29 protein-coding genes and 1 pseudogene are annotated in these 26,016 nt (G+C 73.0%); 16 read left to right on the plus strand and 14 right to left on the minus strand.

Annotation, left to right across the window (positions count from 1 at the left end; translation table 11 throughout):
• The first annotated feature begins 52 nt into the window (after positions 1-52).
• Positions 53-1,819 (plus strand): lysine--tRNA ligase, encoded by a 1,767-nt coding sequence (gene lysS / locus F3L20_RS02315; protein ID WP_150151692.1) that lies wholly within the window; start codon positions 53-55, stop codon positions 1,817-1,819.
• 99 nt (positions 1,820-1,918) lie between these two features.
• Here the strand turns inward: lysS and F3L20_RS02320 are convergent, their stop codons facing one another.
• The 3 genes from F3L20_RS02320 to F3L20_RS02330 all read right to left on the minus strand — a co-directional run bounded on the left by F3L20_RS02320 (position 1,919) and on the right by F3L20_RS02330 (position 5,073).
• Complete coding sequence (locus F3L20_RS02320; RefSeq protein WP_145829640.1) at positions 1,919-3,199, minus strand: DUF2637 domain-containing protein; 1,281 nt, start codon at positions 3,197-3,199, stop codon at positions 1,919-1,921.
• An 88-nt stretch (positions 3,200-3,287) separates the two neighbouring features.
• On the minus strand, positions 3,288-4,115 hold the full coding sequence (locus F3L20_RS02325; protein ID WP_240810822.1) for a DUF3558 family protein: 828 nt from the start codon (positions 4,113-4,115) through the stop codon (positions 3,288-3,290).
• Positions 4,116-4,248: 133 nt separating this feature from the next.
• Entirely contained in the window at positions 4,249-5,073 is an 825-nt protein-coding gene (locus F3L20_RS02330; RefSeq protein ID WP_150151698.1) for a DUF3558 domain-containing protein, read from the minus strand.
• A gap of 215 nt (positions 5,074-5,288) precedes the next feature.
• Here F3L20_RS02330 and F3L20_RS02335 point away from each other — a divergent pair, with 215 nt between their 5' ends.
• Positions 5,289-6,482, plus strand: coding sequence for an RtcB family protein (locus F3L20_RS02335; protein ID WP_150151701.1), 1,194 nt, complete (start codon positions 5,289-5,291; stop codon positions 6,480-6,482).
• A 19-nt stretch (positions 6,483-6,501) separates the two neighbouring features.
• Here the strand turns inward: F3L20_RS02335 and F3L20_RS02340 are convergent, their stop codons facing one another.
• The 4 genes from F3L20_RS02340 to F3L20_RS02350 form a co-directional block, all read right to left on the minus strand.
• Positions 6,502-7,065: a dihydrofolate reductase family protein gene (locus F3L20_RS02340; RefSeq protein ID WP_150151704.1), complete on the minus strand. Its 564-nt coding sequence runs from the start codon at positions 7,063-7,065 to the stop codon at positions 6,502-6,504.
• Positions 7,066-7,111: 46 nt separating this feature from the next.
• Positions 7,112-7,255: a hypothetical protein gene (locus F3L20_RS33885; protein WP_167534418.1), complete on the minus strand. Its 144-nt coding sequence runs from the start codon at positions 7,253-7,255 to the stop codon at positions 7,112-7,114.
• The gene (locus F3L20_RS02345) at positions 7,252-8,028 is read right to left on the minus strand and encodes an SDR family NAD(P)-dependent oxidoreductase (RefSeq protein WP_150151707.1); all 777 of its coding nucleotides are present in this window, start codon (positions 8,026-8,028) and stop codon (positions 7,252-7,254) included. Before F3L20_RS02345 ends, F3L20_RS33885 begins: the two co-directional genes overlap by 4 nt.
• Before the next feature lie 152 nt (positions 8,029-8,180).
• Positions 8,181-8,516, minus strand: a complete 336-nt coding sequence (locus tag F3L20_RS02350) for a YnfA family protein (RefSeq protein WP_145829646.1) — start codon at positions 8,514-8,516, stop codon at positions 8,181-8,183.
• Between the two features lie 114 nt (positions 8,517-8,630).
• Here F3L20_RS02350 and F3L20_RS02355 point away from each other — a divergent pair, with 114 nt between their 5' ends.
• From F3L20_RS02355 to F3L20_RS02395, 8 genes and pseudogenes are all read left to right on the plus strand, one after another.
• The gene (locus tag F3L20_RS02355) at positions 8,631-9,128 is read left to right on the plus strand and encodes a MarR family winged helix-turn-helix transcriptional regulator (RefSeq protein WP_145829816.1); all 498 of its coding nucleotides are present in this window, start codon (positions 8,631-8,633) and stop codon (positions 9,126-9,128) included.
• 63 nt (positions 9,129-9,191) lie between these two features.
• Complete coding sequence (locus tag F3L20_RS02360) at positions 9,192-10,310, plus strand: LLM class flavin-dependent oxidoreductase (protein WP_150151710.1); 1,119 nt, start codon at positions 9,192-9,194, stop codon at positions 10,308-10,310.
• Positions 10,307-10,864: pseudogene (locus F3L20_RS02365) on the plus strand (CE1759 family FMN reductase); the annotation flags it as partial. The gene F3L20_RS02360 and the pseudogene F3L20_RS02365, both read left to right, overlap by 4 nt.
• A gap of 445 nt (positions 10,865-11,309) precedes the next feature.
• Complete coding sequence (locus tag F3L20_RS02375; RefSeq protein WP_145829649.1) at positions 11,310-12,029, plus strand: response regulator transcription factor; 720 nt, start codon at positions 11,310-11,312, stop codon at positions 12,027-12,029.
• Positions 12,030-13,478: a sensor histidine kinase gene (locus tag F3L20_RS02380; RefSeq protein ID WP_206338849.1), complete on the plus strand. Its 1,449-nt coding sequence runs from the start codon at positions 12,030-12,032 to the stop codon at positions 13,476-13,478.
• A gap of 75 nt (positions 13,479-13,553) precedes the next feature.
• Entirely contained in the window at positions 13,554-14,819 is a 1,266-nt protein-coding gene (locus tag F3L20_RS02385; RefSeq protein WP_150151713.1) for an ArgE/DapE family deacylase, read from the plus strand.
• A gap of 44 nt (positions 14,820-14,863) precedes the next feature.
• A complete protein-coding gene (locus F3L20_RS02390; RefSeq protein ID WP_150151716.1) occupies positions 14,864-15,571 on the plus strand; it encodes an AAA family ATPase in 708 nt (235 codons plus the stop codon).
• Positions 15,572-15,661: 90 nt separating this feature from the next.
• Complete coding sequence (locus F3L20_RS02395) at positions 15,662-15,955, plus strand: CAP domain-containing protein (protein ID WP_150151719.1); 294 nt, start codon at positions 15,662-15,664, stop codon at positions 15,953-15,955.
• Positions 15,956-15,973: 18 nt separating this feature from the next.
• Here F3L20_RS02395 and F3L20_RS02400 read toward each other — a convergent pair whose 3' ends face one another.
• From F3L20_RS02400 to F3L20_RS02410, 3 genes are all read right to left on the minus strand, one after another.
• On the minus strand, positions 15,974-16,591 hold the full coding sequence (locus tag F3L20_RS02400; protein WP_150151722.1) for a VOC family protein: 618 nt from the start codon (positions 16,589-16,591) through the stop codon (positions 15,974-15,976).
• A gap of 305 nt (positions 16,592-16,896) precedes the next feature.
• Positions 16,897-17,379 carry a DUF4396 domain-containing protein gene (locus tag F3L20_RS02405; protein ID WP_150151725.1) on the minus strand — a complete coding sequence of 161 codons (483 nt, stop codon included), beginning with the start codon at positions 17,377-17,379 and terminating at the stop codon, positions 16,897-16,899.
• Positions 17,380-17,483: 104 nt separating this feature from the next.
• Positions 17,484-18,362, minus strand: a complete 879-nt coding sequence (locus tag F3L20_RS02410; RefSeq protein WP_150151728.1) for an alpha/beta fold hydrolase — start codon at positions 18,360-18,362, stop codon at positions 17,484-17,486.
• A gap of 111 nt (positions 18,363-18,473) precedes the next feature.
• Between F3L20_RS02410 and F3L20_RS02415 the strand changes: the two genes are divergently transcribed.
• A complete protein-coding gene (locus tag F3L20_RS02415) occupies positions 18,474-20,417 on the plus strand; it encodes an AfsR/SARP family transcriptional regulator (RefSeq protein WP_150151731.1) in 1,944 nt (647 codons plus the stop codon).
• Between the two features lie 49 nt (positions 20,418-20,466).
• Here F3L20_RS02415 and F3L20_RS02420 read toward each other — a convergent pair whose 3' ends face one another.
• Positions 20,467-20,922, minus strand: coding sequence for a MarR family winged helix-turn-helix transcriptional regulator (locus F3L20_RS02420; protein WP_150151734.1), 456 nt, complete (start codon positions 20,920-20,922; stop codon positions 20,467-20,469).
• 67 nt (positions 20,923-20,989) lie between these two features.
• Here F3L20_RS02420 and F3L20_RS02425 point away from each other — a divergent pair, with 67 nt between their 5' ends.
• Genes F3L20_RS02425 through F3L20_RS02440 form a run of 4 tightly spaced genes read left to right on the plus strand, consistent with a single transcriptional unit; the run spans position 20,990 to position 22,779 of the window.
• The gene (locus F3L20_RS02425) at positions 20,990-21,832 is read left to right on the plus strand and encodes an alpha/beta fold hydrolase (RefSeq protein WP_150151737.1); all 843 of its coding nucleotides are present in this window, start codon (positions 20,990-20,992) and stop codon (positions 21,830-21,832) included.
• Positions 21,833-21,887: 55 nt separating this feature from the next.
• On the plus strand, positions 21,888-22,319 hold the full coding sequence (locus F3L20_RS02430) for an Asp23/Gls24 family envelope stress response protein (protein WP_150151740.1): 432 nt from the start codon (positions 21,888-21,890) through the stop codon (positions 22,317-22,319).
• 38 nt (positions 22,320-22,357) lie between these two features.
• Positions 22,358-22,591 carry a hypothetical protein gene (locus tag F3L20_RS02435; RefSeq protein WP_150151743.1) on the plus strand — a complete coding sequence of 78 codons (234 nt, stop codon included), beginning with the start codon at positions 22,358-22,360 and terminating at the stop codon, positions 22,589-22,591.
• Complete coding sequence (locus F3L20_RS02440) at positions 22,588-22,779, plus strand: hypothetical protein (protein ID WP_150151745.1); 192 nt, start codon at positions 22,588-22,590, stop codon at positions 22,777-22,779. Before F3L20_RS02435 ends, F3L20_RS02440 begins: the two co-directional genes overlap by 4 nt.
• Here F3L20_RS02440 and F3L20_RS02445 read toward each other — a convergent pair.
• The 3 genes from F3L20_RS02445 to F3L20_RS02455 all read right to left on the minus strand — a co-directional run bounded on the left by F3L20_RS02445 (position 22,728) and on the right by F3L20_RS02455 (position 24,930).
• Positions 22,728-23,114, minus strand: a complete 387-nt coding sequence (locus tag F3L20_RS02445; RefSeq protein ID WP_150151748.1) for an STAS domain-containing protein — start codon at positions 23,112-23,114, stop codon at positions 22,728-22,730. The genes F3L20_RS02440 and F3L20_RS02445 overlap by 52 nt on opposite strands.
• A gap of 11 nt (positions 23,115-23,125) precedes the next feature.
• Positions 23,126-23,902 (minus strand): DUF5994 family protein, encoded by a 777-nt coding sequence (locus tag F3L20_RS02450; protein WP_346768056.1) that lies wholly within the window; start codon positions 23,900-23,902, stop codon positions 23,126-23,128.
• Positions 23,903-24,330: 428 nt separating this feature from the next.
• Complete coding sequence (locus tag F3L20_RS02455; RefSeq protein WP_150151751.1) at positions 24,331-24,930, minus strand: TetR/AcrR family transcriptional regulator; 600 nt, start codon at positions 24,928-24,930, stop codon at positions 24,331-24,333.
• A gap of 116 nt (positions 24,931-25,046) precedes the next feature.
• Between F3L20_RS02455 and F3L20_RS02460 the strand changes: the two genes are divergently transcribed.
• Positions 25,047-25,868, plus strand: coding sequence for an SDR family NAD(P)-dependent oxidoreductase (locus F3L20_RS02460; RefSeq protein ID WP_150151754.1), 822 nt, complete (start codon positions 25,047-25,049; stop codon positions 25,866-25,868).
• Positions 25,869-26,016 lie beyond the last annotated feature (148 nt).

Below are 26,016 nucleotides of genomic sequence, written 5' to 3' on the forward strand. Positions count from 1 at the left end.
ATGGCACGGTCAGCCGTGCGACCGTACCGGCTGCCCGAGCAGAAAGAAGGACGTGCCGATCGTGGCTCAGAGCACCGAGACCACCGACTGGGTCTCCCGTTTCGCGGATGAGGTCATCGAGGAGTCGGAGCGTCGGGCCCCGGGCGCGAAAACATCGGGCGCCGGCGCGCCGGTGGTCGTCGTCGCGTCCGGGCTGTCCCCCTCCGGCCCCATCCACCTGGGCAACCTGCGCGAGGTCATGACCCCGCACCTGGTCGCCGACGAGATCCGCCGCCGCGGCCACCAGGTCCGCCACCTGATCTCCTGGGACGACTACGACCGGTACCGCAAGGTCCCGGCGGGCGTCCCCGGCGTGGACGAGTCCTGGGCCGAGCACATCGGCAAGCCGCTGACCTCAGTCCCCGCCCCGAAGGGCTCCCCGCACCCGAACTGGGCCGAGCACTTCAAGGCCGCGATGGTCGAGTCGCTGGCCGAGCTGGGCGTGGAGTTCGACGGGATCAGCCAGACGCAGCAGTACACCTCCGGCGCCTACCGCGAGCAGATCCTGCACGCGATGAAGCACCGCGGCGACATCGACGCGATCCTCGCCCAGTACCGCACCAAGAAGGCCCCGGCGAAGAAGCAGCAGCAGAAGCCGGTCGACGAGGCGGAGCTGGAGGCCGCCGAGGGCTCCGGCGCCGCCGCCGAGGACGACGGCAGCTCCGGCTCCGCCGGGTACTTCCCGTACAAGCCGTACTGCGGCAACTGCGAGAAGGACCTCACCACCGTCACGTCCTACGACGACGACTCCACCGAGCTGACCTACTCCTGCACCGCCTGCGGCTTCTCGGAGACGGTCCGGCTGAGCGAGTTCAACCGCGGCAAGCTGGTCTGGAAGGTCGACTGGCCGATGCGCTGGGCCTACGAGGGCGTGATCTTCGAGCCCAGCGGCGTGGACCACTCCTCGCCGGGCTCGTCCTTCCAGGTCGGCGGGCAGATCGTCGGAATCTTCGGCGGCAAGCAGCCGATCGGCCCGATGTACGCCTTCGTCGGCATCAGCGGCATGGCGAAGATGTCGTCGTCCAAGGGCGGTGTGCCCACCCCGGCCGACGCCCTGAAGATCATGGAGCCGCAGCTGCTGCGCTGGCTGTACGCCCGCCGCCGCCCGAACCAGTCCTTCAAGATCGCCTTCGACCAGGAGATCCAGCGCCTCTACGACGAGTGGGACCGGCTGGACGCCAAGGTGGCCGACGGCTCCGCGCTGCCCGCCGACGCCGCCGCGCACTCCCGCGCGGTGCGCACGGCGAGCGGTGAGCTGCCGCGCACGCCCCGGCCGCTGCCGTACCGCACGCTGGCCTCGGTGGCCGACATCACCGCCGGCCACGAGGACCAGGCGCTGCGCATCCTCAGCGACCTCGACCCGGCGAACCCGCTCGGCTCGCTCGACGAGGCCCGCCCGCGCTACGACAAGGCCGAGGCGTGGATCAACACCCACGTCCCCGCCGACCAGCGCACCATCGTCCGCGACGAGCCCGACGCGGAACTGCTGAAGTCGCTCGACGAGCAGGCGCAGCAGTCCCTGCGGCTGCTGCTCGACGGTCTCGCCGCCAACTGGTCCCTGGACGGCCTGACCCACCTCGTCTACGGCGTCCCGAAGGTCCAGGCGGGCTTCTCCGCCGACGCCACGCCCAAGGAGCTGCCGCCGGAGATCAAGACCGCCCAGCGGTCCTTCTTCGCGCTGCTCTACCAGCTGCTGGTGAGCCGCGACACCGGCCCGCGTCTGCCCACGCTGCTTCTGGCGGTGGGCCAGGAGCGGGTGCGGGCCCTCCTCGGGGACTGACGGGGGCGAGCGGACTCCGCACCGACGACGAAGGGGGCGCCCGGCGACATGCCGGGCGCCTCCTTCGCGCTGCGAGCCGGTGGGCCCGGCGGACGGCTCTCAGGCGATGTGGTCCTCCTCCAGCTCCGCCATGTGGCGCTTCTGGAAGCGGTCGACCAGGTCCTTCAGGACGCCGGGGGCCAGCGAAGTGCCGTAGGTGGCCTGGATGTTGTCACCGAGGACGCGGGGCGTGGGGTAGCTGCCGTCTATGGACTGGCGGAACACCTGGTAGTACTCCTCCTCGTCCGGGTCGGCGGACGGGTTGCCCCCCTCGCCGAGCTCCCGGGTGCGGCCGCCCGGGATCACCGGGATCGGGAAGGTGCCGGTCTCCTCCGGAGCGGGCTCCTGGAGCGGAGGCTCCTCCCGGAACTGGTCCGCGTACTGCTCGGCCTGCTGCTGCTCCGCCATCCAGCGGGCGTACTCCTCGTCCGGGTCGTACGAAGGGTCGTAGCCGCCGTGGTACTCGACCGTCTGCGGGTCGCGGGCGTGCAGCCACGGGTTGTTGGGAGCTTCCTCCTCGTCCCCGGAGCCCTGGTTCCCCTCGAGTTCCAGGCGCTGCTCGCCAGGAGGTGCCGCCGCGCGGGCGGGCTCGGCCGGGACGCCGGGCCGGGCCTGCTCGGGCAGCTCGGGCGCCGGGGGCAGCAGCGCCGGCTCGATGCCCGCCGCCGCCAGGCCCGCGGGGGCCGTCTCGGAGAGGGGGACGCCGTACTTCGCCAGACGCAGCGGCATCAGCGACTCGACCGGTGCCTTGCGCCGCCAGGCGCGGCCGAATCGGGACCGCAGCCGGGCCTGGTAGACCAGCCGCTCCTGCTCCAGCTTGATCACCTGCTCGTAGGAGCGCAGCTCCCACAGCTTCATGCGGCGCCACAACAGGAAGGTCGGCACCGGCGAGAGCATCCAGCGGGTCAGCCGGACGCCCTCCATATGCTTGTCTGCGGTGATGTCGGCGATGCGGCCGATGGCGTGCCGGGCCGCCTCCACGGAGACCACGAACAGCACCGGGATCACGCCGTGCATGCCCACACCGAGCGGATCCGGCCAGGCGGCGGCGCCGTTGAACGCGATCGTCGCAGCCGTCAGCAACCACGCCGTCTGCCGCAGCAGCGGGAACGGAATGCGGATCCAGGTCAGCAGCAGATCCAGCGCCAGCAGCACGCAGATGCCCGCGTCGATGCCGATCGGAAAGACGTAGCTGAAGTTGCCGAAGCCCTTTTGCAGGGCCAGTTCACGGACCGCCGCGTACGAACCGGCGAAGCCGATCCCGGCGATGACGACGGCACCGGTGACGACCACGCCGATGAGAACCCGGTGCATCCGTGTCAGCTGCAGTGGCGCGGCCACCCGTACTCCCCTCCCAGTGCATGTTGTTGCGCGCAACAGAGTGGCACATGTGTGCGGGGAACGGGTGGCCGGTTCTGGATGAGGAGACTCAGCTCTTGCCGGCGGCCGACGCCGAGGCCGACCCGGAGGCCGGCGCGGACGGCTTCCCCGACGCCGGCGCGGACGGCGAACCGCTCGCCGACGCCGACCCGTTCGCCCTCGTCACCGAGAGGACGGCCTCCCTGGCGGCCTTCTTGGCGTCCGACAGCAGCGCCGCCGCGTCCGGCGTCTTGTCGCCGGCCAGGCCCGCGCCGTTGTAGTCGAGGGTCACGACCACGTTCTCCACGCGCGCCACGACCGTCTGCTGCTTGAAGGTGCCTTCCTTCTTCTTCAGGTCGTAGCTCACCGCGGTCGCCGCGTCGCCGGTGCCGGCCACCGGCACCGCACGGATGCCCTTCGCGCCCTCCACCTCCCGGGCGACGCGCACCTGCTTGTCGTAGTACTCCTCGGCCAGCTTCTCGCCCGGGCCGCGCGTGGTGTCCGACTCGAAGCGCATCAGCGACACGTTCAGCCAGCGGAACTGCGACCCCTTGACCCCGTTGTTGTCCAGGCTGCTCCAGGAGCAGCTGGCCCGCGAGGCCACGTCGTCGGAGCTGCCCTCCTTGCCCGACTTGGCCTTCGGCGCCAAATCCTTCAGGGTCTTCTTCGTCAGTACGCCGCACGCCTCGGGCAGCGTCCGGTACGCCGCCGCCTGCACGGTCGGGGACGGGCTCGCCGACGCGGAGGCGCTCGCGGCCTTGTCCCCGCCGCCGTCGGAGCCGGAGTCCGAGGAGCAGCCGGAGGCGATCAGCATCACGGGGACGGCTGCCGCGCAGACAAGGACGCGGGTCAGGCGCTTGGCTCGCTCGGGCTGCTCTCGCTGTGCTCGTCGCTGCATGGTTCCTTCACTCATGACGCTCGTGTTCCCTGCGGTCGGAACGGTGTCCGAGGGGTCACGGTACGCGCCCCGTCACCCGTACGGCCGTACTTCGAGGGCTTCGCGCAGAGGGTGAAGGGGCGGTGAACGAGGCTCAGCCGCCCAGCGCGTCGGACAGCTCGGCGGCCAGTTTCCGGGCCCTGTCCTGCATTTCCTTGCTGTCCGGCACCGCTCCGACGGTCACCGGCTGCTCGGCGTACTCGATGGTGACGATGACGTTGGACGTGCGGAACGCCACAGTCACGGTGCGCTCCTGAGCGGTCGAACCGGAGCTGTCGAGGCCGTCGTCGAGGAACGCCTCGTCACCGAGGTCCTCCAGGACCCGCGGCTGGAGATCGGAGGGCGCGACGGACGGCGAAGCGGTCGAGGACGACGGAGGCGAACCGGGCGCCGTGGGCGTGCCGGTGGCGGCCGGGCCCGTCGAACCGCTCGCCGACGGGGAGGGCGAGCCCGACCCCGTCACCGTCGGCACCGGCAGCCGCGCCGCCGTCTGCTTCCGCGCGAACAGCTCCTCGGCCTGGGCGTCGTCGCTCACCGCGTTGTCGTAGGACACGACCCGCTCGAAGTCGACCAGCAGCCGGTCGGTCGCCGCCGTCGACTCCACCTTCCAACGGCAGCCCACCTTCCGGTCGGTGTCGTAGGTGAGCGTCGCCTCGCCCGTGTACGCCTTCTCCCGCTGCTGCTCGTCCGTCAACTCCACCAGGCCGGGCAGGAGTTCCTCCAGCGTCCGGCCGTCGACCGCGCCGCACGGCTCGGGAAGGGTGGCGTACCTGCCGGGCTGCGCCGCCTGCGACGCCGTACCGGCGCTGCCGGGGTTGGAGTCGTCCGACTGCCCCCCGCTGTCGGGGCTTCCGGTGCAGCCGGCCAGTACGGCCACCAGGAGCGCGGCGACGCCGGGTACGTACGCCTTCCGCTGCACGGTCGGGTCCTCTCGACGGTGGGTGCGGGCCGCGGCCCGCCGGGTCTGTCCAGTGTCCCCGCTGGTTAATCGCTTGCCGCAGGGGGGCGCCGTTCGCAGACAATGTGTATCGCACGCACTGCCGTGGACGCCGGTCCGTCATCCCTTTTCGTCGACCTTGGCGCCGGTTTTGCGGTTTTCGACTTCTGTACTTTTTCCGGGGGAATGGGGACCTCATGTCGTACGTGGAACTGCCGGGTGCGAAGGTGCCGATCCGTATGTGGACGGATCCGGCGACGGTGGAGGAGGGCGCGCTCCAGCAGCTGCGCAACGTCGCCACTCTGCCCTGGATTCAGGGCCTGGCCGTGATGCCGGACGTGCACTACGGCAAGGGCGCGACGGTCGGCTCGGTCATCGCGATGCGGGGCGCGGTGTGCCCGGCGGCGGTGGGCGTCGACATCGGCTGCGGCATGTCCGCGGTGAAGACCTCCCTGACGGCGAACGACCTGCCGGGCGACCTGTCGCGGCTGCGCTCGCGGATCGAGCAGGCCATCCCGGTCGGCCGGGGCATGCACGACGACCCGGTCGACCCGGGCCGGCTGCACGGCTTCGCGACGGCCGGCTGGGACGACTTCTGGACCCGGTTCGGCGGGGTCGCGGACGCGGTGAAGTTCCGCGAGGGGCGGGCGACGAAGCAGATGGGGACGCTGGGGGGAGGAAACCATTTCGTTGAAGTTTGTACTGATACGGAGGGTTCCGTCTGGCTGATGCTGCACTCCGGTTCCCGCAACATCGGCAAGGAACTGGCCGAGCATCACATCGGCGTCGCCCAGAACCTCCCGCACAACCAGAACCTCGTCGACCGCGACCTCGCGGTCTTCGTCGCGGACACCCCGCAGATGGCGGCGTACCGCAACGACCTGTTCTGGGCGCAGGAGTACGCGAAGTACAACCGCTCGATCATGATGGCGCTCCTGAAGGACGTGGTCCGCAAGGAGTTCAAGAAGGCGAAGCCCACCTTCGAGCAGGAGATCAGCGCGCACCACAACTACGTGGCCGAGGAGCGCTACGACGGCATGGACCTGCTCGTCACCCGCAAGGGCGCGATCCGCGCGGGGTCCGGCGAGTACGGGATCATCCCGGGCTCGATGGGCACGGGCTCGTACATCGTGAGGGGTCTGGGGAACGACAAGGCCTTCAACTCGGCCTCGCACGGCGCGGGCCGGAGGATGAGCCGGAACGCGGCGAAGCGGCGCTTCACGGCGAAGGACCTGGAGGAGCAGACGCGGGGCGTGGAGTGCCGCAAGGACTCCGGCGTGGTCGACGAGATCCCGGCCGCGTACAAGCCGATCGAGCAGGTCATCGACCAGCAGCGGGACCTCGTGGAGGTCGTCGCGAAGCTGAAGCAGGTCGTCTGCGTGAAGGGCTGAGCGTCCGCCGCGTGCGGGGTCACCTCTGCACGCGGTGGCGCATGTACACCACGTTCGGGGTGAGGGTGCGGGTCTCGACGAGGTCGAGGGCGACGCGGCGCTCGTCGTGGGGGAAGTAGCGGGTGCCGCCGCCGACCAGTACCGGGTGGACGACCGTGCGGTACTCGTCGATCAGGCCCGCCGCGGCCGCCTCGGCGGCGAGCGTCGCCCCGCCGATCGCGATCTCGCCCCCGCCCGGCTCCTTCCGCAGCCGCTCGACCTCCTCGGTGAGGCTGCCGGTGGCCAGCCGGGCGTTGCCCCGCACCTCCGTCAGCGTGCGGGAGAAGACCACCTTGGGCAGGGGGTTCCACAGCTCGGTCCACTCGCGCTCCGCGTCGTCGAGCGACGGGTCCTGGGCCGCGGTCTCCCAGTAGAGCATCGTCTCGTACAGCCGCCGGCCGAGCAGATGCACGCCGATGCCGCGGGTCTCCTCGATCCAGAAGCGGAAGACCTCCGGGTCGGGCGCCGACCAGTCGAGGCCGCCGTCCGGCCCGGTGATGTAGCCGTCGAGCGAGATGCCCATCGCATAGGTCACGTCCCGCATGCCACGTCCTCCTCGGGTAGGGGTCCCGTACCCGTACAGGATGGCCCTACTTGGTGTGCGTCACCGCGTAGATCATGACGAAGGCCACGATGTGGATGCCGAAGAGGAAGTAGGCGAGGTAGTACCAGACGTAGCGCTCGCGCTTCTTCTCCAGTGCGAGGCGGCGGCGCTCGCCGTCCGTGGTCATCACGCCTCCCGGTGCACCTTGGTGTTCGACGCCTGGGCCCGGGGGCGGACCACGAGAAGGTCGATGTTGACGTGCGGCGGGCGGGTGACCGCCCAGGTGACGGTCTCGGCCACGTCGTCCGCGGTGAGGGGCTCGGCGACCCCCTGGTAGACCTTGGCGGCCTTCTCGGCGTCGCCGCCGAAGCGGGTCAGGGCGAACTCCTCGGTCTTCACCATGCCGGGCGCGATCTCGATGACGCGCACCGGACGGCCGACGATCTCCAGGCGCAGGGTCTCGGCGAGGACGTGCGCGCCGTGCTTGGCGGCGACGTAGCCACCGCCGCCCTCGTAGGTGGCGTGGCCGGCGGTGGAGGAGACGACCACGACCGTGCCGTCGCCGCTCGCGTCCAGCTTGGGCAGCAGGGCCTGGGTGAGGTTGAGGGTGCCGATGACGTTGGTCTCGTACATCGTGCGCCAGTCCTGCGGGTCGCCGGTGGCGACCGGGTCCGCGCCGAGTGCCCCGCCCGCGTTGTTGACCAGTACGCCGACGGTCCTGAACGCGGTGGCGAACTCGTCCACGGCGGCGCGGTCGGTGACGTCGAGGGGGTACGCCGTCGCCGAGTGGCCGGTCGCGGTCAGCTCCTCGGCGAGCGCCTCGATGCGGTCCTTGCGGCGGGCGGTGAGGACGACGCGGTACCCGGCCTCGGCGAGCCGGCGTGCCGTGGCGGCACCGATCCCGCTGCTCGCTCCCGTGACGACGGCGATACGGGACGCGGCGGGCGGTACGGCGGTGGCCATGGGCTGCTCCTCGGACGAGCGGTGGTGAGGGCGGACGGGCGGACGGCCGGAGCGGGCGCGCACCGGGCGCGGCCGGGGCCGTCGCCCGGCCAGCATAAGCGGGGGCCGGGATGCTCTCGGGGGCGGTGCGCGCAGCCCGTGCGCGGGCGGGTTCAGCCGCCCCGCGGGGCCCACATGATGACGGCCATCCCGGCGAGGCAGACCAGCGCGCCGGTGATGTCCCAGCGGTCGGGGCGGTAGCCGTCGGCGACGACGCCCCACAGGATCGACCCGGCGACGAAGATGCCGCCGTACGCGGCGAGCACGCGGCCGAACTGCCCGTCGGGCTGGAAGGTGGCCACGAAGCCGTAGGCGCCGAGGGCGAGGACCCCGCCGGCCGCCCACATCCACCCGCGGTGTTCCCGGACGCCCTGCCAGACCAGCCAGGCGCCGCCGATCTCCAGGATCGCGGCGAGGACGAACAGGGCGGCGGAGCGGAGGATGAGCATGGCCGCAGCCTCGCACGTCCGTGCCGTGTCACCTGTTGGAGGGCGCCTGCGACCGGGTGTGCCGGGGATACATGCCCCGTGACGGACGGACCGGACGGACGGGTGAGGGGTGTCATGGGGACGGGGTCGCCCACGGACGCGCGGTCGCGGCTGCTGGCGGAGCTCGGCGTGGTGGCCCGGCGGTACATGGCGTCGTACGCCCTGTTCAACCAGGCCCTCGCCGACCGTCTGGGGCTGCATCCGACGGACCTGCAGTGTCTGAACCTGCTCACCCTGGAGCGCGGCCCGGTGACCACGGGCCGGATCGCGGAGCTGACGGGTCTGACCACCGGGTCGGCGACGCGGTTGGTGGACCGGCTGGAGCGGGCGGGGTACGTGGTCCGGGAGCGGGACGCGGCGGACCGGCGGCTGGTGCTGGTCGCGCCGGTGCCGGAGCGGGCCGCCGAGGTGGGGCGGATGTGGGAGCGGGTCGGGGGCGGCTGGTTCGCGCTGTTCGACGACCTGGACGACGGCGAGCTGGAGCTGTTCGTCGAGCACATGCGGCGCACCACGGAGTACGGCGCCGAGCAGGCGGCCCGGCTGCGGGCGGGAGAGATGCGGGAGGCGGAATAGGACGGGCCGGGGTGTCGTTCCAGGGGTATAGTTGAACCGTCAACAACCTGGAAGGTGAGCGCCATGCAGTTCGGGATCTTCAGCGTCGGGGACGTCACCCCCGACCCGACGACGGGGCGCACGCCGACGGAGCGCGAGCGGATCAAGGCCATGGTCGCCATCGCGCTGAAGGCCGAGGAGGTGGGCCTGGACGTGTTCGCGACCGGTGAGCACCACAACCCGCCGTTCGTGCCGTCCTCGCCGACCACCATGCTCGGCTACATCGCGGCCCGCACCGAGCGGCTGGTGCTCTCCACCTCCACCACGCTGATCACCACGAACGACCCGGTGAAGATCGCCGAGGACTTCGCGATGCTCCAGCACCTGGCCGACGGCCGGGTGGACCTCATGATGGGCCGCGGCAACACCGGCCCGGTCTACCCCTGGTTCGGCCAGGACATCCGCCAGGGCATCAACCTCGCCGTCGAGAACTACGCCCTGCTCCACCGCCTGTGGCGCGAGGACGTCGTCGACTGGGAGGGGAAGTTCCGCACCCCGTTGCAGGGCTTCACCTCCACGCCCCGCCCGCTGGACGGCGTGCCGCCGTTCGTCTGGCACGGCTCCATCCGCTCGCCGGAGATCGCCGAGCAGGCCGCGTACTACGGCGACGGCTTCTTCCACAACAACATCTTCTGGCCGGCCGACCACACCAAGCGCATGGTCGAGCTGTACCGGGCCCGCTACGCCCACTACGGGCACGGCACCCCCGAGCAGGCGATCGTCGGCCTCGGCGGTCAGGTGTTCATGCGGAAGAACTCCCAGGACGCGGTGCGCGAGTTCCGCCCCTACTTCGACGTCGCCCCGGTCTACGGGCACGGGCCGTCGCTGGAGGAGTTCACCGCGCAGACCCCGCTGACCGTGGGCTCCCCGCAGCAGGTCATCGAGAAGACGCTGTCCTTCCGCGACTACGCCGGCGACTACCAGCGCCAGCTGTTCCTGATGGACCACGCCGGTCTGCCGCTGAAGACGGTGCTGGAGCAGCTCGACCTGCTGGGCGAGGAGGTAGTGCCAGTGCTGCGGAAGGAGTTCGCGAAGAACCGCCCGGCGGACGTGCCCGAGGCGCCCACCCACGCCTCGCTGCTCGCCGGCGGGAGGAACACCGCCGAGGACACCGCGAAGAACCAGGAAGGAGCGCGGACATGAGGATCGTCGTCGTGTCGGCCGGGCTGAGCGTGCCGTCCTCCACACGGCTGCTCGGCGACCGGCTCGCCGCGGTCGCCGCCCCGGCCGCGACCGCCCCCGAGCCGGGCCGCGCCGACGTCCGCGTGATCGAGCTGCGGGACCTCGCCGTGGAGATCGCGCACACCTTCACCAACGGCTTCCCCGGCCCGGCGCTCGCGGAGGCGTTCGACGCGGTGACCGGGGCCGACGGGCTGATCGTGGTCACCCCGGTGTTCTCCGCGTCGTACAGCGGGCTGTTCAAGTCCTTCTTCGACGCGCTGAGCTCCACCGACCCCGACGCCCTGGCGGGCACGCCGGTGCTGATCGCGGCGACCGGTGGCAGCGCACGGCACTCGCTGGTGCTCGACCACGCGCTGCGGCCGCTCTTCGCCTACCTGCGGGCCGTCGTCGTCCCGACCGGCGTCTACGCGGCCTCCGAGGACTGGGGTGCCGAGGGTCTCGACGGGCGGATCGCACGGGCGGCCGGCGAGCTGGCCGCGCTGATGTCGGCCACCTCGGCGGCCCGTTCCTTCCCCCGCCAGACCCCTGCGGCGGGCCGCCCGTCACCCGTTCCCGGCGGCTCGGAGCCGTGGCCCGGCGGCCCGGCGGCCCGTGGTCCGGGCGCGGTGAACGGTCACCCGTCGCCGGGGCCCGTCACCGTGACCGGCGGCCCGGAGTCCCGGCAGGCCGCGGCCGGCCGCGGCCCGGAAGGGCCGAGGACGGCCGACGGTCACCCGTCGCCCGGGCCCGCGGCCGTGCCCGGTGACGCGAGGTCCCGGAACGCACCCACCGGCCGGGGACCGGGTCGGCAGGGGGCCGGCGTGGGTGCTCCCCTGCCCAAGAAGGACACGTTCGAGAGCGTGACCCCCTTCGAGGAGCGGCTCGCCGCATTGCGTCCCGGCGGGTGAGACAGCGGTAAGAAGCACCCCTCCCGGCCGCCGCCGGGGCCGCCCGGCCCCGGCGGCTTGGCACACTGTGCGGGTGCCGCACACCGTTCTGCTCGCCGAAGACGACCGCGCCATCCGCAACGCGCTGGAGCGCGCGCTGACCCTGGAGGGCTACCACGTCACGGCCGTCGCCGACGGCGTCGAGGCCCTCGCGCAGGCCCACCGCAGCCGGCCCGACGTCCTGGTGCTCGACGTGATGATGCCGGGCATCGACGGTCTCCAGGTGTGCCGGGTGCTGCGCGCCGAGGGCGACCGCACCCCGGTGCTGATACTGACCGCGCTGGTGGAGACCGCCGACCGGATCGCCGGACTCGACGCGGGCGCCGACGACTACGTCGTCAAGCCCTTCGACGTCGAGGAGGTCTTCGCCCGCCTGCGCGCCCTGCTGCGCCGCGCGGCGCCCGTGACCGCGGAGCCCGAGCGGCCGGAGGCTCCCGGACCGGCACCCTCCGGGCGCTGCCTGGAGGCGGCCGGGCTGCGCATGGACCCGCAGGCCCGCCGGGCCTGGCGCGGCGACCGCGAGCTGGAGCTGACCCGCACCGAGTTCGAGCTGCTGGAACTGCTGATCCGCAACGCCGGCGTCGTCCTCGAGCACTCCACCATCTACGACCGCATCTGGGGCTACGACTTCGGCCCGGGCTCCAAGAACCTCGCCGTCTACGTCGGCTACCTGCGCCGCAAGCTCGACGAGCCCGGCGCCCCCCAGCTGATCCACACGGTCCGCGGGGTGGGCTACGTCCTGCGGGAGGGCTGAGTGACCGCCGGCGGTGCGCGCGGATCGGCCGTCCCCCGCCACCGGCTGCGCCTGCTGTCGCTCGGCACCACCTTCGCGGTCGCGTTCGCCGCGGTGACCGCCACCGTCACGCTGCTCATCGGCTTCCTGTCGTACAACGCGGCCGCCCGGCTGGTGCGGGTGGACCAGCAGTCCGTGTTCGACGAGGTGGTGCGGGACCTGCGGGGCGAGGTCCGGACGAACCGGATGTCGCCGCACGACTTCTCCTCCGCCGCGCCCGGCCACGACCTGGTGCGCCCGGCCCGGACCGACGTGCAGGTGCTCGGGCCGGACGGCGGGATCGTCGACCCGGGCGACCCCGGGCTGCCGGTGGTCGACGCCGACCGCCGGATCGCGGGCGCGGGCGACGCCGGGAGCGTGGTCGTGCACGCGGGTGTCGACGTCGGCGACGACGTCTACCGGGTCGCGACCGTCTCACTGGGCGGCGGCAGGGGCGCGGTGCAGGTCGCCCAGGAGTTCAGCGACACCGAGGACCTGCTGCGGGCACTGCAACGGCGCACGCTGCTGCTGATGGCGGCCGTGGTGGTCGGCGCGGGGCTGTTCGGCTGGTGGCTGGCCCGGCGCATCACCCGCCGCCTGGTGGTGCTCACCCATACCGCCGAGGCCGTCGCCCGTACCCGCCGGCTCGGCATCCAGGTGCCGGTGGCCGGCTACGACGAGGTGGGGCGCCTCGGCCGCGCCTTCGACCGGATGCTGGGCCGGCTCGCCCAGTCCGAGGAGGACCAGCGCCGGCTGGTCCAGGACGCGGGGCACGAGCTGCGCACCCCGCTCACGTCCCTGCGCACCAACATCTCGCTGCTGCGCCGCATCGACGAACTCCCGCCGGACAGCCGCGAGGAACTCGTCACCGACCTCGCCGAAGAGGCCCGCGAACTGACCGACCTGGTCAACGAGCTGGTCGACCTCGCCGCCGGGCAGTCCGACACCGAGCCGCCGCAGCGGGTCGACCTCGCGGACGTCGCCGAGGACGTCGCGGGAACCGCCCGGCGGCGCACCGGCCGGGAGGTCCTGGTGCGTGCCAGCGGGGACACCACGACCGACGGACGGCCCGGGATGCTCACCCGGGCGCTGTCCAACCTGGTCGAGAACGCGGTGAAGTTCGACCGGGAGGGCCGCGCCCCGGTCGAGATCCACATCGCGGGCCCGGCCCGCCCGGGCACGGTACGGGTGGAGGTGCGCGACCGGGGACCGGGCATCGCCGACGACGACCTGACCCGCGTCTTCGACCGCTTCTACCGCGCCGCCGACGCCCGCTCCCTGCCCGGCTCGGGCCTCGGCCTGTCCATCGTCCGGGAGGTGGCCCTCGCCCATGGCGGGGCGCCGTACGCCTTCCGGCGGGAGGGCGGCGGCACGGTCACCGGGTTCACGGTCGCCGGGGCGGCGGCGGACCGGGGGGACTCGGAGGCGTAGCCGGTCCGCGCCCGGCGCAGGTATGCATGCGGGGGCGGTGCCGTGTCGTCCCCGGGGGAGGAAGGGGAGGGACGCATGCTCACGGACGACGAGGCCGCGGCACTGGCGGCGGTCGACGAGGCGGCCACAGCGCGGACACTGAAGGAACTGATCTCCGTACCGAGCGTCACGGGGAGCGCCGCCGAGTCCGAGCTGCAGCATCAGCTCGCCGGGCGGCTGGAGTGGCTGGGGATGGACGTCGACCTGTGGTCGATGGACCTGCCCGCGCTGCGCGCCGACCCGGAGTTCCCCGGCACGGAGGCCCCGCGCGAGGAGGCCTGGGGGCTGGTCGGCACCACGCCCGACGGGGGCGACGGGCCCACGCTGATCCTCCAGGGGCACGTCGACGTCGTACCGCCGGGGGATCTGGCCGCGTGGGACGGGGACCCGTTCGTCCCACGGGTGACGGGGGATGTGGTGCACGGGCGCGGGGCGTGCGACATGAAGGCCGGGCTCGCGGCGCACCTCGCCGCGCTCGCCGCGATACGGGCGGCGGGGATCCGGCTGCGCGGCCGGGTCGCCGCGCACTTCGTCGTCGGCGAGGAGGACGGCGGCCTCGGCGCGTTCGGCACGCTGCGGCGGGGCCACGGCGGTGACGCCTGCGTCATCGCCGAACCCACCGCCGGCACCCTGATCACCGCCAACGCGGGCGCGCTGACGTTCCGGATCCGCGTGCCCGGGAAGGCCGCGCACGGCAGCTCCCGGGAGCAGGGGGTGAGTGCCGTGGACGCCTACCTGCCGCTGCACGGGGCGCTGGCCGCGCTGGAGGCCGAGCGGAACCGGGACCCGGACCCGCTGCTCGCCGAGTACCCGATCCCGTACGGCCTGTCGGTGGGCACGCTGCGGGCCGGGGACTGGGCCAGCAGCGTGCCCGACCTGCTGGTCGCCGAGGGCAGACTGGGCGTGCGGCTCGGTGAGGACCCGGCGCGGGCGCGGGCCGCGCTGGAGCGGTGCGTGGCCGAGGCGTGCGCCGCCGACCCCTGGCTGCGCGGGCACCCGGCCACGGTGACCTGGCCGGGCGGGCAGTTCGCGAGCGGTATGCTGCCGCAGGGACACCCCCTCGCCGGCGTGGTCGCCGCCGCGCACACCGACGCGACGGGCGGCCCGGCGCCCCGGCGGCGCGGGGCGACGTACGGCAGCGACCTCAGGCACTACGCCGGTGCCGGGATACCGGCCCTGCAGTACGGTCCGGGCGACATCGCGGTGGCCCACAGCGAGCGGGAGCACGTGAGCGTGCGGGAGGTGGTGGAGGCCGCGCGGACCCTCGTGCTGACGGTGCTGCGGACGGTGGGGACGAAGTGAGCTGCGGGGCTGCCCGCGCGGGGAGGGCGTGACACACTCGACCCGTGATCATCGAACGTGCGTACGCACATGTGGGCGCGTACGACGCGGGGGAGTGGCCGTGGTCGGTGCCCTGCGTCCGCGCGCTCCTCGACGGCGGCCTGCGCTTCACCGCGCCGGTGACCTTCGTCGTCGGTGAGAACGGCTCCGGCAAGTCGACCCTGGTCGAGGCGCTCGCCGAGGGCTTCGGCCTGGACCCGTGGGGCGGCTCCCACGAGTGGCGTTACGCGAGCCACCGCGCCAAGTCGGTGCTCGGCGAGCACATCCGGTTCGACGCGGCCCCCCGTGGCCGCCGGATGCTCGCCTCCTGGTCCGCCCGCCAGGGCTTCTTCCTGCGCGCCGAGACCGCCCTGGACGCCCTCGACCGGGAAGGGCTCGCCCCCGGCGAGCGCAGCCACGGCGAGGGCTTCCTCGCGGCGTTCCGCGACAAGTTCCTGCGGCCCGGGCTGTACGTCCTGGACGAGCCCGAGGCCGCCCTGTCCTTCTCCTCCTGCCTGGAACTCCTCGGCCACATCGACCAGTTGACCCGGGCCGGCGCGCAGGTCGTGTGCGCCACCCACTCCCCGCTGCTGACCGCCCTCCCCGGCGCGGACATCGTCGAGGTCGGCGACCACGGACTGCGGCACACCGCCTGGCAGGACCTCGCCCTGGTCGACCACTGGCGGCGCTACCTCGCCGACCCGGCCGCCTACCTCCGGCACGTCCTGGACTGACCTCCGGACTTTCCGTTATCCGGACCCGGGCGGTGGCTCTCCTGTCATGACGGGCGGACTGCCCGGGACCGAGAAGGAGCGTGGACGAGCGTGGCAGCGAGCACTGGACCCGGCGGGGGACGGGGCGGCGACCCGAGCCGCGGGGGTTACTTCTCCCACACCGGGCGTGACGGCAGCACGTTCGCGGACCGCGCCCGGGCGCAGGGACATCCGAGTCCGGGTGCGGAGAACATCGCCCGGGGCCAGGGCTCCGCGGCGAGCGTCATGGAAGCCCGGATGAACTCGCCCGGTCACCGCGCCAACATCCTGAACTGCTCGCTGACCGGTCTGGGCGTCGGCGTGGTCAGCAGCGACTGGACCTGGACCCAGGTCTTCGGCCACTGACGGCCTCTCCCCCCTCGGCTACTGACCGGGCGCCTCCCAGACGAAGCCGTCCGGGTCGGTGAACGGGCCGACGGGGCTGCTCAGGACGACGCGGTGGGAGCCGGTGCCGTCGGCGGACACCCCCGCCACCTTCGCCAGCGCCCGGCGCTTGTACAGCGACAGCTTGACGGTGCCCGGGTCGGAGGCGAACTCGACGTACCGGCCGCCGAAGCTCTTGCCGACGGTGAGGCCGCGCCCGACGTAGAACTGCTTGGTCGCCTTCACGTCCTCGACGCCGATCAGCAGCACGATCTCGTCGACCGTCCGGGTGACGGGGCCGGTGTTCTTCTTCGACGACGTCGCGAGCTGCCAGACCGTGCCGTCGGGGGCCTGGACGACGCCCCCGTAGCCCCACAGGGACTTCTCGGCGGGCTTCAGCTGGGTGGCGCCCGCGTCGAGGGCGGCCCGGTGCAGCGCGTCCACGTCGCCGGGCTGGGACGTGATCAGGGACAGGGTGAAACCGCGGAAGCCGCCGGTGGGCTCGGTGGACGCGCGCACGCGCACCCGGTCCCCGTCGAGGCCGAAGGCGTCGGAGTGGAAGCGGGCGGCGGCCGTGGGGTCGTCCACTTCGAGCGTGACGGAGTCGATGGAGTTCATGCCGACGACGGTAGGGGCGCACCGGCCGCCGGCGCTTCTCGGAAACTGACCGGTGCCGGGGTGTCCCGCCGACCTGTACGGGGCGGCCCTCCGAGCCCGCCGGGGCCCCTCCGGCCGCCCGGCGCCGGCTCGGTGGCCGCCGGTGAGTTCGCCGCCGAGCGTCGGGTGGACGCGGGCGCCGGGCTCGTCGAGCCCGACGAGCCCGCCGGTCGCCCGTGCCCACCACGCGCCCGTGCGCCCCGGCCGCCCGCGCCACCGGTCGCCCGGACAGGCACGGGCGGCCGGTGGCGGGGGCGCGGGACGGCTCAGTGGTGGGCGTGGACCACCGCGTGGCCCTTGCCCCGGCCGATCATCCACTTGTTGACCGGGGTGGTGATCAGGAACGCGACGGCGAAGCCGCCGAGCAGCGCGTACCAGAACAGCCCCTCGGACAGCTGCGCGTCCATCGCGCCCGGGGTGAGCGCGATGATCGCGTTGTCGACCAGTTCCATCACCGCGATGGAGACGGTGTCGGCGGCCAGCGCGATCTTGACCGCCGCCCTCAACGACACCCCGGCGCGCACCACGGCGAAAAGGGTGAAGGAGTAACCGAAGACGAAGGCCAGGGAGATGGCCAGAACCATCGTCGGGACGTTCCCCCACATCAGCGACGTGCCGATGACCATGCCGAGGATCTCGCCGAGGGCACACCCGAGCAGGCAGTGCAGCGTGGCCCGCACCGCCATCGACCAGGTGGCCCCGGGCGCCGTGCCGGAGTGGTGCCCTGGGTGGTGCATGGCGTGGTCCATGGACCTCATCCCCCTTCGAGGTGCTGCCACGGGGACCGTGTGCCCCCACGCGCCGCAACAACATACCCCCCAGGGGTATTCCCAGTGGGGATTTTCCGGGGAACTCAGCGGGCCAGCAGGTCCCGGATCGCCGCCGCGACCTCGTCGGGCGCCTCCTCGGCCATGAAGTGGCCCGCCCGGGTCGGCCGGTGGTCCAGGTCCGGTGCCCAGGCCCGCCACACCTCGGCCGCGTCGTAACCCAGCCGCGCGCCCCAGTCCTGCTGGACCACCGTCACGGGCATGGCGAGCTGGGCCCCCGCGTCCAGGTCGGCCCGGTCGTGCGCGATGTCGATGCCCGCCGAGGCCCGGTAGTCCGCGACGATCGACGGCACCGCCGCCGCGCTCGCCCGCAGGTACTCGGCCCGCACCTCCCGCGGCAGCGCCGCCGGGTCGGCCGCCCACGCGTCGAGGAACGACCCGAAGAACGCGTCCGCGCTGCCCGCGATCATCGCCTCCGGCAGGCCGGGCGGCTGGGCCATGAGGAAGAGGTGGTAGCCGACGGCCGCCGAGACGCCGTGCAGGACGTTCCACATGTCGAGCGTCGGTACGACGTCGAGAATGCCCAGGTGGGTGACGGTGTCCGGGTGGTCGAGACCGGCCCGGAAGGCGACCAGGGCACCCCGGTCGTGGCCGACGAGGGCGAAGCGGTCGTGACCGAGCGCCGCCGCCACGGCGACGACGTCCGCCGCCATGGCGCGCTTGGCGTAGACGTCGGAGGTGTCGGCGGCGGGTTTGTCGCTGGCGCCGTAGCCCCGCAGGTCGGGGCAGATCACCGTGTGCTCGGCGGCCAGCCGCTCGGCGACGTGCCGCCACATCAGGTGCGTCTGGGGGAAGCCGTGCAGGAGCACGACCGGGCTGCCGCCGCCGCCGACGGCGGCGGCCAGTTCCACGCCGTCCGCGCCGGGCAGGCGGACGTGGTCGAAGCCGGGGAGGGAGAGTGTCATGGCGGGGCCGTCTTTCCTGGTGGGGCACTGACCCGGGAAGCGTCCGCCACCGCGATCAGCAGCCGATCAGTACGGCTGGGCCGGACCGGTCCCGGCCGCGAGGATGGGGGCATGCGAATCGACGTGCTGGGTGCCGTACGGGCCTTCGGCGACGACGGCGCCCCGGTCGCCCTGGGCGGGCCCCGCCACCGCGAGGTCCTGGCCCGGCTCGTCGCCGCCGGGGGCCGGATGGTCACCACCGGCACCCTCGTCGACGACCTGTGGGGCGACGAGCCGCCGCCCCGTGCCGTGGGCGCCCTGCGCACGTTCGTCGCCGCGCTGCGCCGGGCCCTCGAACCCGGCCGCACGCCCCGCACCCCGTCGCGCGTCCTGGTCACCGAAGGCCCCGGCTACGCCCTGCGCCTGCCGCGCGAGGACGTGGACGTCCACCGCTTCGAGGACGCCCTGGCCCGCGCCCGGCACACCCCCGGCGCGGTGACCGCACTCGGCGAGGCGCTCGCGGCCTGGCGCGGACCCGCCTACGCCGACGTGACCGGCGCCGCGTGGGCGGAGCGCGAGCGCGTACGGCTGGAGGAGCTGCGGGCGGAGGCGGTGGAACTGCGCGCCCGCGCCCTGCTCGACCGCGGCGAGGGCGCCGGCCTCGTCGCCGAGCTGGGCGACCATGCCGCCGCGCATCCGTGGCGCGAGCCCGCCTGGACGCTCCTCGCCCGCGCCCTGCACCGCGCGGACCGCCGGGCCGACGCCCTGGACACCCTCCGCCGCGTCCGCGCGATGCTCGCCGACCGGCTCGGACTCGACCCCGGCGACGAGCTCCGCCGCCTGGAGACGGACATCCTGGGCGGCGTCGTACCGTCCGGCGCCACCGCCACCACCTGGACCGGTCCCGGTGTCCGGCTCGGCCCGCGCACCACCGTGGACCTGGCCCGCACCCTCGCCCTGGCGGGCGGCGACGCGCTGGTCCGCGCCCGGCACGACCGCCTCGCCGCCGTCCGGGCGGCGGAACGCACCGGCGACCTCGCCCTCACCGCGCGGATCATCGGCGCCTACGACGTGCCCGCGCTGTGGAGCCGGGCCGACGACCCCGCGCAGTCCCGGGAGGTCGTCGCGGCCGCCGAGCGGACCCTCGCCGCGCTCGGTCCCGACGGTCCCGCCGACCTGACCGCCCGCCTCCTGGCCACGGTCGCGGTCGAGAGCCGCAGCGCCGACGTGTCCGGGCCGGAACGGGAACGCGCGCGGGACGCGGCGCGGCGGGCCGAGGCGCAGGCCCGTGACCTGGGCGACCCCGCCCTGCTGGTGTTCGCCCTCAACGGGGTGTTCCTGCAGTCCTTCACCCGCCCCGGGGGCGCGGATGAACGGGACGGCATCGGCGCCGAGATCCTCGGCCTGTCCACCCGGCACGGGCTGCCGGCCTTCGCCGTGCTCGGCCGGCTCGTACGGCTGCAGTCCGCCTCGGCCCTCGGCGACCTGGACGCCGCGCTCACGCACGCCGAGGAGGCCGAGCGGCTCGCCGCCACCACCGAGGCGCCCCTCGTCCCCGTCCTCACCCGCTGGTTCCGGGCCCGGGCCGCGGCCACCCGCAGCACCGAGCCGGGCGGACCGTCCGCCGCCACGGTCGCCGCGCGGTACCGGGACGCCGACGAGGTCCTGCGAACGGCCGGGATGCCGGGGCTGCACCGCGGCCTGCTCCCGCTCGCCCTGCTGGGTCTGCGCCTGCAGCACGGCCGGCCCGCGCCCGCAGACCCCCGCCTCGACTGGGGCCCGTACCGCCCCTGGGCGGAGCCCCTGCTCCTCCTCGACGCGGGCCGCACCGAGGAGGCCCGCGCCGCCCTCGCCGCGGCGCCCGCACCACCGCCCGACCACCTTCAGGAAGCCCTGTGGTGCCTCACCGCCCGAGCCGCGGCCCGCCTCGGCGACCGCACCGTCGCGGCCCGGGCCGCCGCGGCCCTCGCGCCCGCCCGCCCGGAACACGCGGGCGCCGCCTCCGGTCTGCTCACCCTGGGCCCGGTGACGTCCTACCTGGCCGAGGCGCGGGACTGCGCGGGACCACCAGCCTGACCCGCTCCACGACCGCTCACCCGACGGGGGGCGGCCGGCCAGGCCCTCGTCAGGGCGTACGGGTGGCCCGGGTGGACTCCAGCACCGAGGTCAGGAAGCGGCGCACCGTGGCCAGTTCGCCCGCGTCGAAGTCGTCCGAGGCCGCCACCACCTCGTCGATCACCGGACCGAAGAAGGCCCACCCGAGCCGGGTGGCCTTCTCCTCCACCTCCAGCAGCACGCGCCGGCGATCGACGGTGTCCCTGCTGCGCCGGACCAGTTCCAGCCGTTCCAGGCGGTCCACCAGCGCCGTGGTCCCCGCCGAGTTGAGGCGCAGCTGCTCGCCGAGCCACCCGGGCGTGGCCCGGGTGCCGGACCGTGCCGCGTCCAGCAGGTGGATCAGGGCGCGCACATCGGTGGGATGCAGACCGTGGCGCGCGGCGAACTCGGCCCCCAGCAGGTCGAATTCCACGGTCACCGCCCGCAGCAGATGCACCAGTTCCATGGCCGGGTCCCGCTCGTCCATGCGCACTCCCTCGAAACCGTCCTATTATCTCGCTGAACGAGATTATCGCCGAGCGAGGGGTATCTCCATGTCCGTCCAGTCCGCACCGTCTTCGGCCTTCGACCGCGCCTACGGGCAACTCCGCGCCCGCTGGCCCGAGTCGACCGAGGAACGCGACGTGGAGACCCCGTACGGGCCCACCCGGGTCCACATCCACGGTCCGGCGGACGGCAGTCCTCTGGTGCTGCTGCCGGGCGGCTCCGCCACCGGCCTGGTCTGGTTCGCCAACGCCCCGGCCCTCGGCCGCCGCCACCGGCTGTACGCGGTGGATCTGCTGGGTGACGCCGGCCGCACCGAACGCCGGGGCGCGCCCCTGAAGGGCGCCGACGACCTGACGGCCTGGCTGGACGCGCTGCTCGACGGGCTGGGGCTGACCCGCACGCACCTGTGCGGTCACTCCTACGGCGCCTGGCTGGCCGCCACGTACGCGGTGCGCGCGCCGCAGCGGGTCGACCGGCTCGCCCTCGTGGACCCCACCCAGGTGTTCGCCGGGTTCCGGCCCGGCTACCTGCTGCGCGCGCTGCCCTCGCTGATCCGTCCGAGCGAGGCCCGGGCCCGCGCGTTCCTGTCCTGGGAAACGGCGGGCGTCCACCCGGACGAGACCTGGCAGCACCTCTACGCGCTGGCCACCACCGCCCCCGGCCGCAAGCTGATCGCCGGCCGCCGCCCCCGGACCGCCGAACTCGCCATGCCGGTCCTTGTCCTGCTCGCCGAGAACAGCCGCGCACACCGCGCCGCCGAGGTCGCGGACAAGGCCCGCCGGGCCCTGCCCCAGGCTCAGGTGACGGTGCTCTCCGGAGCCACCCACCACTCGCTCCCCCTCGCCGGCCCGGAGGAGCTGAACGGCCAGCTGACGCGCTTTCTGGGCTGAAATAATACAATTAGGCCAACAGGGGACAGTTAGACCTCTTGAGGAGGAATGTCCGATGGCCGAGAACACCGGTGTAAGGCACAGCGGCGCTCCCGCTGATCGTGGCAGGACGACGGTCGCCGACGTGGTGGTGGCGAAGATCGCAGGAATGGCGGCACGGGACGTGCCCGGTGTCCATGACCTGGGCAGTGGCTTCGCCCGCTCCATGGGATCCGTGAGGGAGCGGATGCCCGGTGCCGGCAGCGGCAAGTCCGTCACCCGCGGGGTCGATGTCGAGGTGGGAGAACTGCAGGCGGCCATCGAACTGGGGATCGTGGTCGAGTACGGCTTCTCGATCACGGACCTCGCCGGTGAGGTGAGGGAAAGCGTGATCTCCGCGGTGGAACGGATGGCGGGCAGGGAAGTCGTCGAAGTCAACATCACGGTCGGTGACGTGAAGCTCCCTGACGAGGAGGACGAAGGGGAGGAGCAGCAGCGGATCCGGTAGCGGGGGCGCAACGGGCAGAGTGAAGGAAGGGACGCGTGATGAGCAGGGCCGAGGTGGGTCTGATGGCCGGAATGGCGCTGGGATTCGCCGCGTATTTCGGTAATGGCTGGGCGTTCCTGCTGGTGCTCGCGCTGGGCGTCGCCGGTCTCGTGGTCGGGCGGTTCACGCAAGGTGATCTCGGACCGGGCGACTTCGTCCGCCGCCGGGACCGGGAGGAACGGATCCGCGACGACCGTCGACGGGCTCGGGTTCGCGGAGACCGGCGGCAGTGACCGGGTGGGAGGCCGCCATGGTCCTCTTCCTGATGCTGCTCGTCGCCGGGATCGCTCTGATCGTCATCGGCGCGACCGTCGGCGGCACGCTTCGTCTGATGTCCGCCGGCGTGCTGCTCCTTCTCGTCGATCTGCTCTACCTGGCAGCACGCTCCCTGTGGCGCTCCCCTCGGCGCCACACCCGTTGAGGCCGTGCCCCTCCCGGCCTCGTCTCACGGAGCAGGCGGTCGAAGCCCGTGTCCGTGAGCAGTCGTTCGGTCTGCGCGGAGGGGTGGTACAGCCGCAGGGTCGCGTGGTTCCGCGCCGCGTGCCGTGACACGTCGAGGAACACGCGCAGGCCGCTTCCGTCACAGCGGTCGACGGTGGTCAGATCGACGTCGATGACGGTGATGCCGTCGTGCAGACACCGCTCCAGAGCGGTGCGCACCTTGGGCGCGGTGGCGGGGTCGATCACACCCGCCAGGGTGACCAGTGCCCTCCCGCCCCGGTCGTGCCGGTAGATGTTCAGCCGCGGAAGAGTCATGACGCCTCGATTCAGGTGCGCAGGTCCTTGTCTTCGGATACTTCGGTCCACGCGCGGCCCGGCACGGCGTCCAAGGCGGTCACCTCAGCCACCGCGACCAGCCGGCTCGGCGGCTTCGGCGTACCGTCCTGTCGGGGTACGGACGCGGGCACCCCGGAGGCGCCGCCCTCGTACTCCCACGCCTCGTCCGGGTTCAGTGTCCGGTCGGTGGCGGGGACGACGGGCCGGGCCGCGTCCGCGGCGATCAGCGCGCTCGCGGTCAGATGCGGGCCGTCACGGCCGGACGCGGCCGCCATCAGGCGGGCCGCCGACTTCGCCCCGGTCTCGGGCGGGACGACCAGGAGATCCCAGCGCCCGGTGCCGTACGAGAGCAGCAGCAGCTTGTGCGGGTCGATCTCCGGGGTGAACCAGCCGGCCTTGACGATGTGCCCGTCCACGGGGATCTTGCGCGGGATGACCGGCCAGTGCTCGGGGTTGACGGCGATGCGGGTGATGCGGCCCCACAGGGGGTCCAACACCTCCATGAGCGCCGTCAGTTCGCCCGCCAGGTCCCGGGAACGGGGCCACCAGGCTCCGTCCAGAAGCCCGCGGGGGGCGCCGTCGTTCTTCAGGGCCACCCGCGCGGCCGGGGCTGCGACGGGCTCGGGGTGTGGCGCGGTGGGGTGCGAGGTCGCCGACATGACGCGGACCCGTCTCCGGGCCGCCTCTGTGGCGGACCGGGGTTCGTCTCTCACCGAGGACGACCCGGCGTGGAAGCCGGTGTGCGAGATGCCCTCGGTACTGCCCACGCTACTCCGCGTTTCCCGGCGGCGAGGCGCAGTGGCCGCCTGGATGTGGAATAGCTGCCGCGCGACGACATCGGACGGAGGCGGGGCACGCCGGGTGGCGTCACCCCAAGGGCCCGCGCCCGCCCCATCCGGCGGTAAGCCTTGCGTGCCGCACACGCCGCTCCTCGCCTCGACCCATGCGCGTCAAGAGGGCCGCGGCGTGACGTCCGGGCTCAGCGCGTGGCCGCCGGCATCGGGACGGTCCTCAACCGCTGACCTGCCACACGCCTCCGAACCTGATGGCAGGTCGCGACCTCGCGCCGGAGCGCACCGAGGGGAGCCCATGGCGTGACTGGGCGTTCCGGTCGGTCAACAACCAGGTCACGCGCGGAAGCCGCAGCCACGGTCTTCCGTCCTGCTCCAGGACGCTCCCGCCCCTCCGTCCCGGGTCAGGGAGCGAAAGCTCGGAGTGTCGCGTCAACGAGCGAATCCGCGTACGCGGTCGTCAGTGGACCGCTGCGGTGCAGCCACCTCAGGAAGAGCGGCGCGTAGAGCATTTCGAGGGCCAGGTCGAGGTCTGCGTCGGAGGCGAGCTGGCCCGCCTTCTGGGCGCTGCGCAGGCGTGCCTTCTTCGCCTCGTCCAGCGGCCCGGCCAGCTTCTCGCGGTACTCGGCCGCCAGTGTGGGGTCGTTGGTGAGCTCGGTGTTGACAGCGCGGATCAGCTTGTCGAAGGACGGGTCGGCGAACTCCTCGACCGTGGCGCGCATGACGAGCACCAGGTCGGCTCGGAGGTCACCGGTGTCGGGCAGGGTGACCGACTGCCCGTCCGCGTCCTCACTCAGGGCCAGAAGGGCGGCGACGACGACCGCGCTTTTCGACGGCCACCGCCGATAGATCGTCTGCTTGCCCACGCCGGCGCGGGCGGCGATGGCTTCGACCGTGACCTTCTCGTACGTCTCTTCGGTGACGAGGGCTCGGGCAGCCGCGAGGATCGCCTGCCGGGACCGTTCCTTGCGCCGGGAGTGGTCCGGCCCTTTCTCCCTGGACATGCGTCCAGCCTACCCGGGAAAGAAAACGAGACGGGCCGTATTGATGTGACCGCCCCGATGTCCTACCCTCAAAACGAACCGAGACGGCTCGTTTTGTTTACTTGGAGCGGCGCATCATGACGGACACAAGGGTCTGGCTCATCACTGGCGCCTCCCGCGGCCTGGGACGCGCGTTCACCGAGGCCGCTCTGGCGGGCGGCGACCGCGTGGTGGCCGCCGCCCGCAACGTCGGGCCCCTGGAGGAACTGGCGAAGGTGTACCCCGACCACCTGGTCCCGCTGCCCTTGGACGTCGCCGACCGCCGGGTGGTGTTCGACGCGGTGGCGCGGGCGGTGGCCGCCTTCGGCAGGCTGGACGTCGTCGTCAACAACGCGGGCGCGATGCTCTACGGCATGGTGGAGGAGGCCACGGAGGAGCAGATCCGGGCACACATGGATGTGAACTTCTTCGGCGCCGTGTGGGTGGCTCAGGCGGTCCTTCCCTACCTGCGTGCCCAGGGTGGGGGGCGGCTTCTCCAGGTCACCTCGATGGGTAGCGGCGGCGGCATGGCCACCGTCGGCTACTACGGTGCGGGCAAGGCAGCACTGGACTCCGTGAGCGAGGCCCTTGCGATGGAGGTCGAAGGGTTCGGCATCAAGGTCACCATCGTGCAGATGGGCGGCTACAACACCGGCTTGTTCACCGCCGGCACCACGAACACCGAATCCCTGGCGCACTATCAGCCCCTGCGCACCGAGATGGAGGCGATGTGGGGCGATGCCGTCGCGCCGGAGCCGGACACCGCGGCCCCGGTGATCATGAAGCTGGCCACACTGCCGGATCCTCCCCGGCGGCTGATTGTCGGCAGCCAGTCCTTCGATCACGTCTTGGAGATGGACCGAGCCCAAGCGGATCTGTACCGGTCCTGGGAGCACCTCAGCCGTCTCGCGCCAGGCTGACCGGGTTCGCCTGCCGGGTTGCCGGCCTCCCGGGAGTTGTCACACCGGTCGTCTGCGGCTCCCCGGACTCCCGGGACTGTGGGTGGAGGAGGCACCGGGTCTGTCCGGTCCGCGTCGCGTCGCGCTCGCCTGGCGAAGGAAGTTCGCC

This window comes from Streptomyces tendae (assembly GCF_008632955.1).
Classification (GTDB): Bacteria; Actinomycetota; Actinomycetes; order Streptomycetales; family Streptomycetaceae; genus Streptomyces.

Bases quoted from the DNA above. Each gene is read 5' to 3' on its own strand.
- F3L20_RS02360 (WP_150151710.1), top strand. From the start codon at position 9,192: ATGCAGTTCGGGATCTTCAGCGTCGGGGACGTCACCCCCGACCCGACG.
- F3L20_RS02430 (WP_150151740.1), top strand. From the start codon at position 21,888: ATGGCCGAGAACACCGGTGTAAGGCACAGCGGCGCTCCCGCTGATCGT.
- F3L20_RS02340 (WP_150151704.1), bottom strand. From the start codon at position 7,065: ATGCGGGACGTGACCTATGCGATGGGCATCTCGCTCGACGGCTACATC.
- F3L20_RS02435 (WP_150151743.1), top strand. From the start codon at position 22,358: ATGAGCAGGGCCGAGGTGGGTCTGATGGCCGGAATGGCGCTGGGATTC.
- F3L20_RS02455 (WP_150151751.1), bottom strand. From the start codon at position 24,930: ATGTCCAGGGAGAAAGGGCCGGACCACTCCCGGCGCAAGGAACGGTCC.
- F3L20_RS02425 (WP_150151737.1), top strand. From the start codon at position 20,990: ATGTCCGTCCAGTCCGCACCGTCTTCGGCCTTCGACCGCGCCTACGGG.
- F3L20_RS02415 (WP_150151731.1), top strand. From the start codon at position 18,474: ATGCGAATCGACGTGCTGGGTGCCGTACGGGCCTTCGGCGACGACGGC.
- F3L20_RS02460 (WP_150151754.1), top strand. From the start codon at position 25,047: ATGACGGACACAAGGGTCTGGCTCATCACTGGCGCCTCCCGCGGCCTG.
- F3L20_RS02410 (WP_150151728.1), bottom strand. From the start codon at position 18,362: ATGACACTCTCCCTCCCCGGCTTCGACCACGTCCGCCTGCCCGGCGCG.
- F3L20_RS02335 (WP_150151701.1), top strand. From the start codon at position 5,289: ATGTCGTACGTGGAACTGCCGGGTGCGAAGGTGCCGATCCGTATGTGG.
- F3L20_RS02385 (WP_150151713.1), top strand. From the start codon at position 13,554: ATGCTCACGGACGACGAGGCCGCGGCACTGGCGGCGGTCGACGAGGCG.
- F3L20_RS02405 (WP_150151725.1), bottom strand. From the start codon at position 17,379: ATGGACCACGCCATGCACCACCCAGGGCACCACTCCGGCACGGCGCCC.
- F3L20_RS02345 (WP_150151707.1), bottom strand. From the start codon at position 8,028: ATGGCCACCGCCGTACCGCCCGCCGCGTCCCGTATCGCCGTCGTCACG.
- F3L20_RS02325 (WP_240810822.1), bottom strand. From the start codon at position 4,115: ATGCAGCGACGAGCACAGCGAGAGCAGCCCGAGCGAGCCAAGCGCCTG.
- F3L20_RS02445 (WP_150151748.1), bottom strand. From the start codon at position 23,114: ATGACTCTTCCGCGGCTGAACATCTACCGGCACGACCGGGGCGGGAGG.
- F3L20_RS02400 (WP_150151722.1), bottom strand. From the start codon at position 16,591: ATGAACTCCATCGACTCCGTCACGCTCGAAGTGGACGACCCCACGGCC.
- F3L20_RS02350 (WP_145829646.1), bottom strand. From the start codon at position 8,516: ATGCTCATCCTCCGCTCCGCCGCCCTGTTCGTCCTCGCCGCGATCCTG.
- F3L20_RS02420 (WP_150151734.1), bottom strand. From the start codon at position 20,922: ATGGACGAGCGGGACCCGGCCATGGAACTGGTGCATCTGCTGCGGGCG.
- F3L20_RS02355 (WP_145829816.1), top strand. From the start codon at position 8,631: ATGGGGACGGGGTCGCCCACGGACGCGCGGTCGCGGCTGCTGGCGGAG.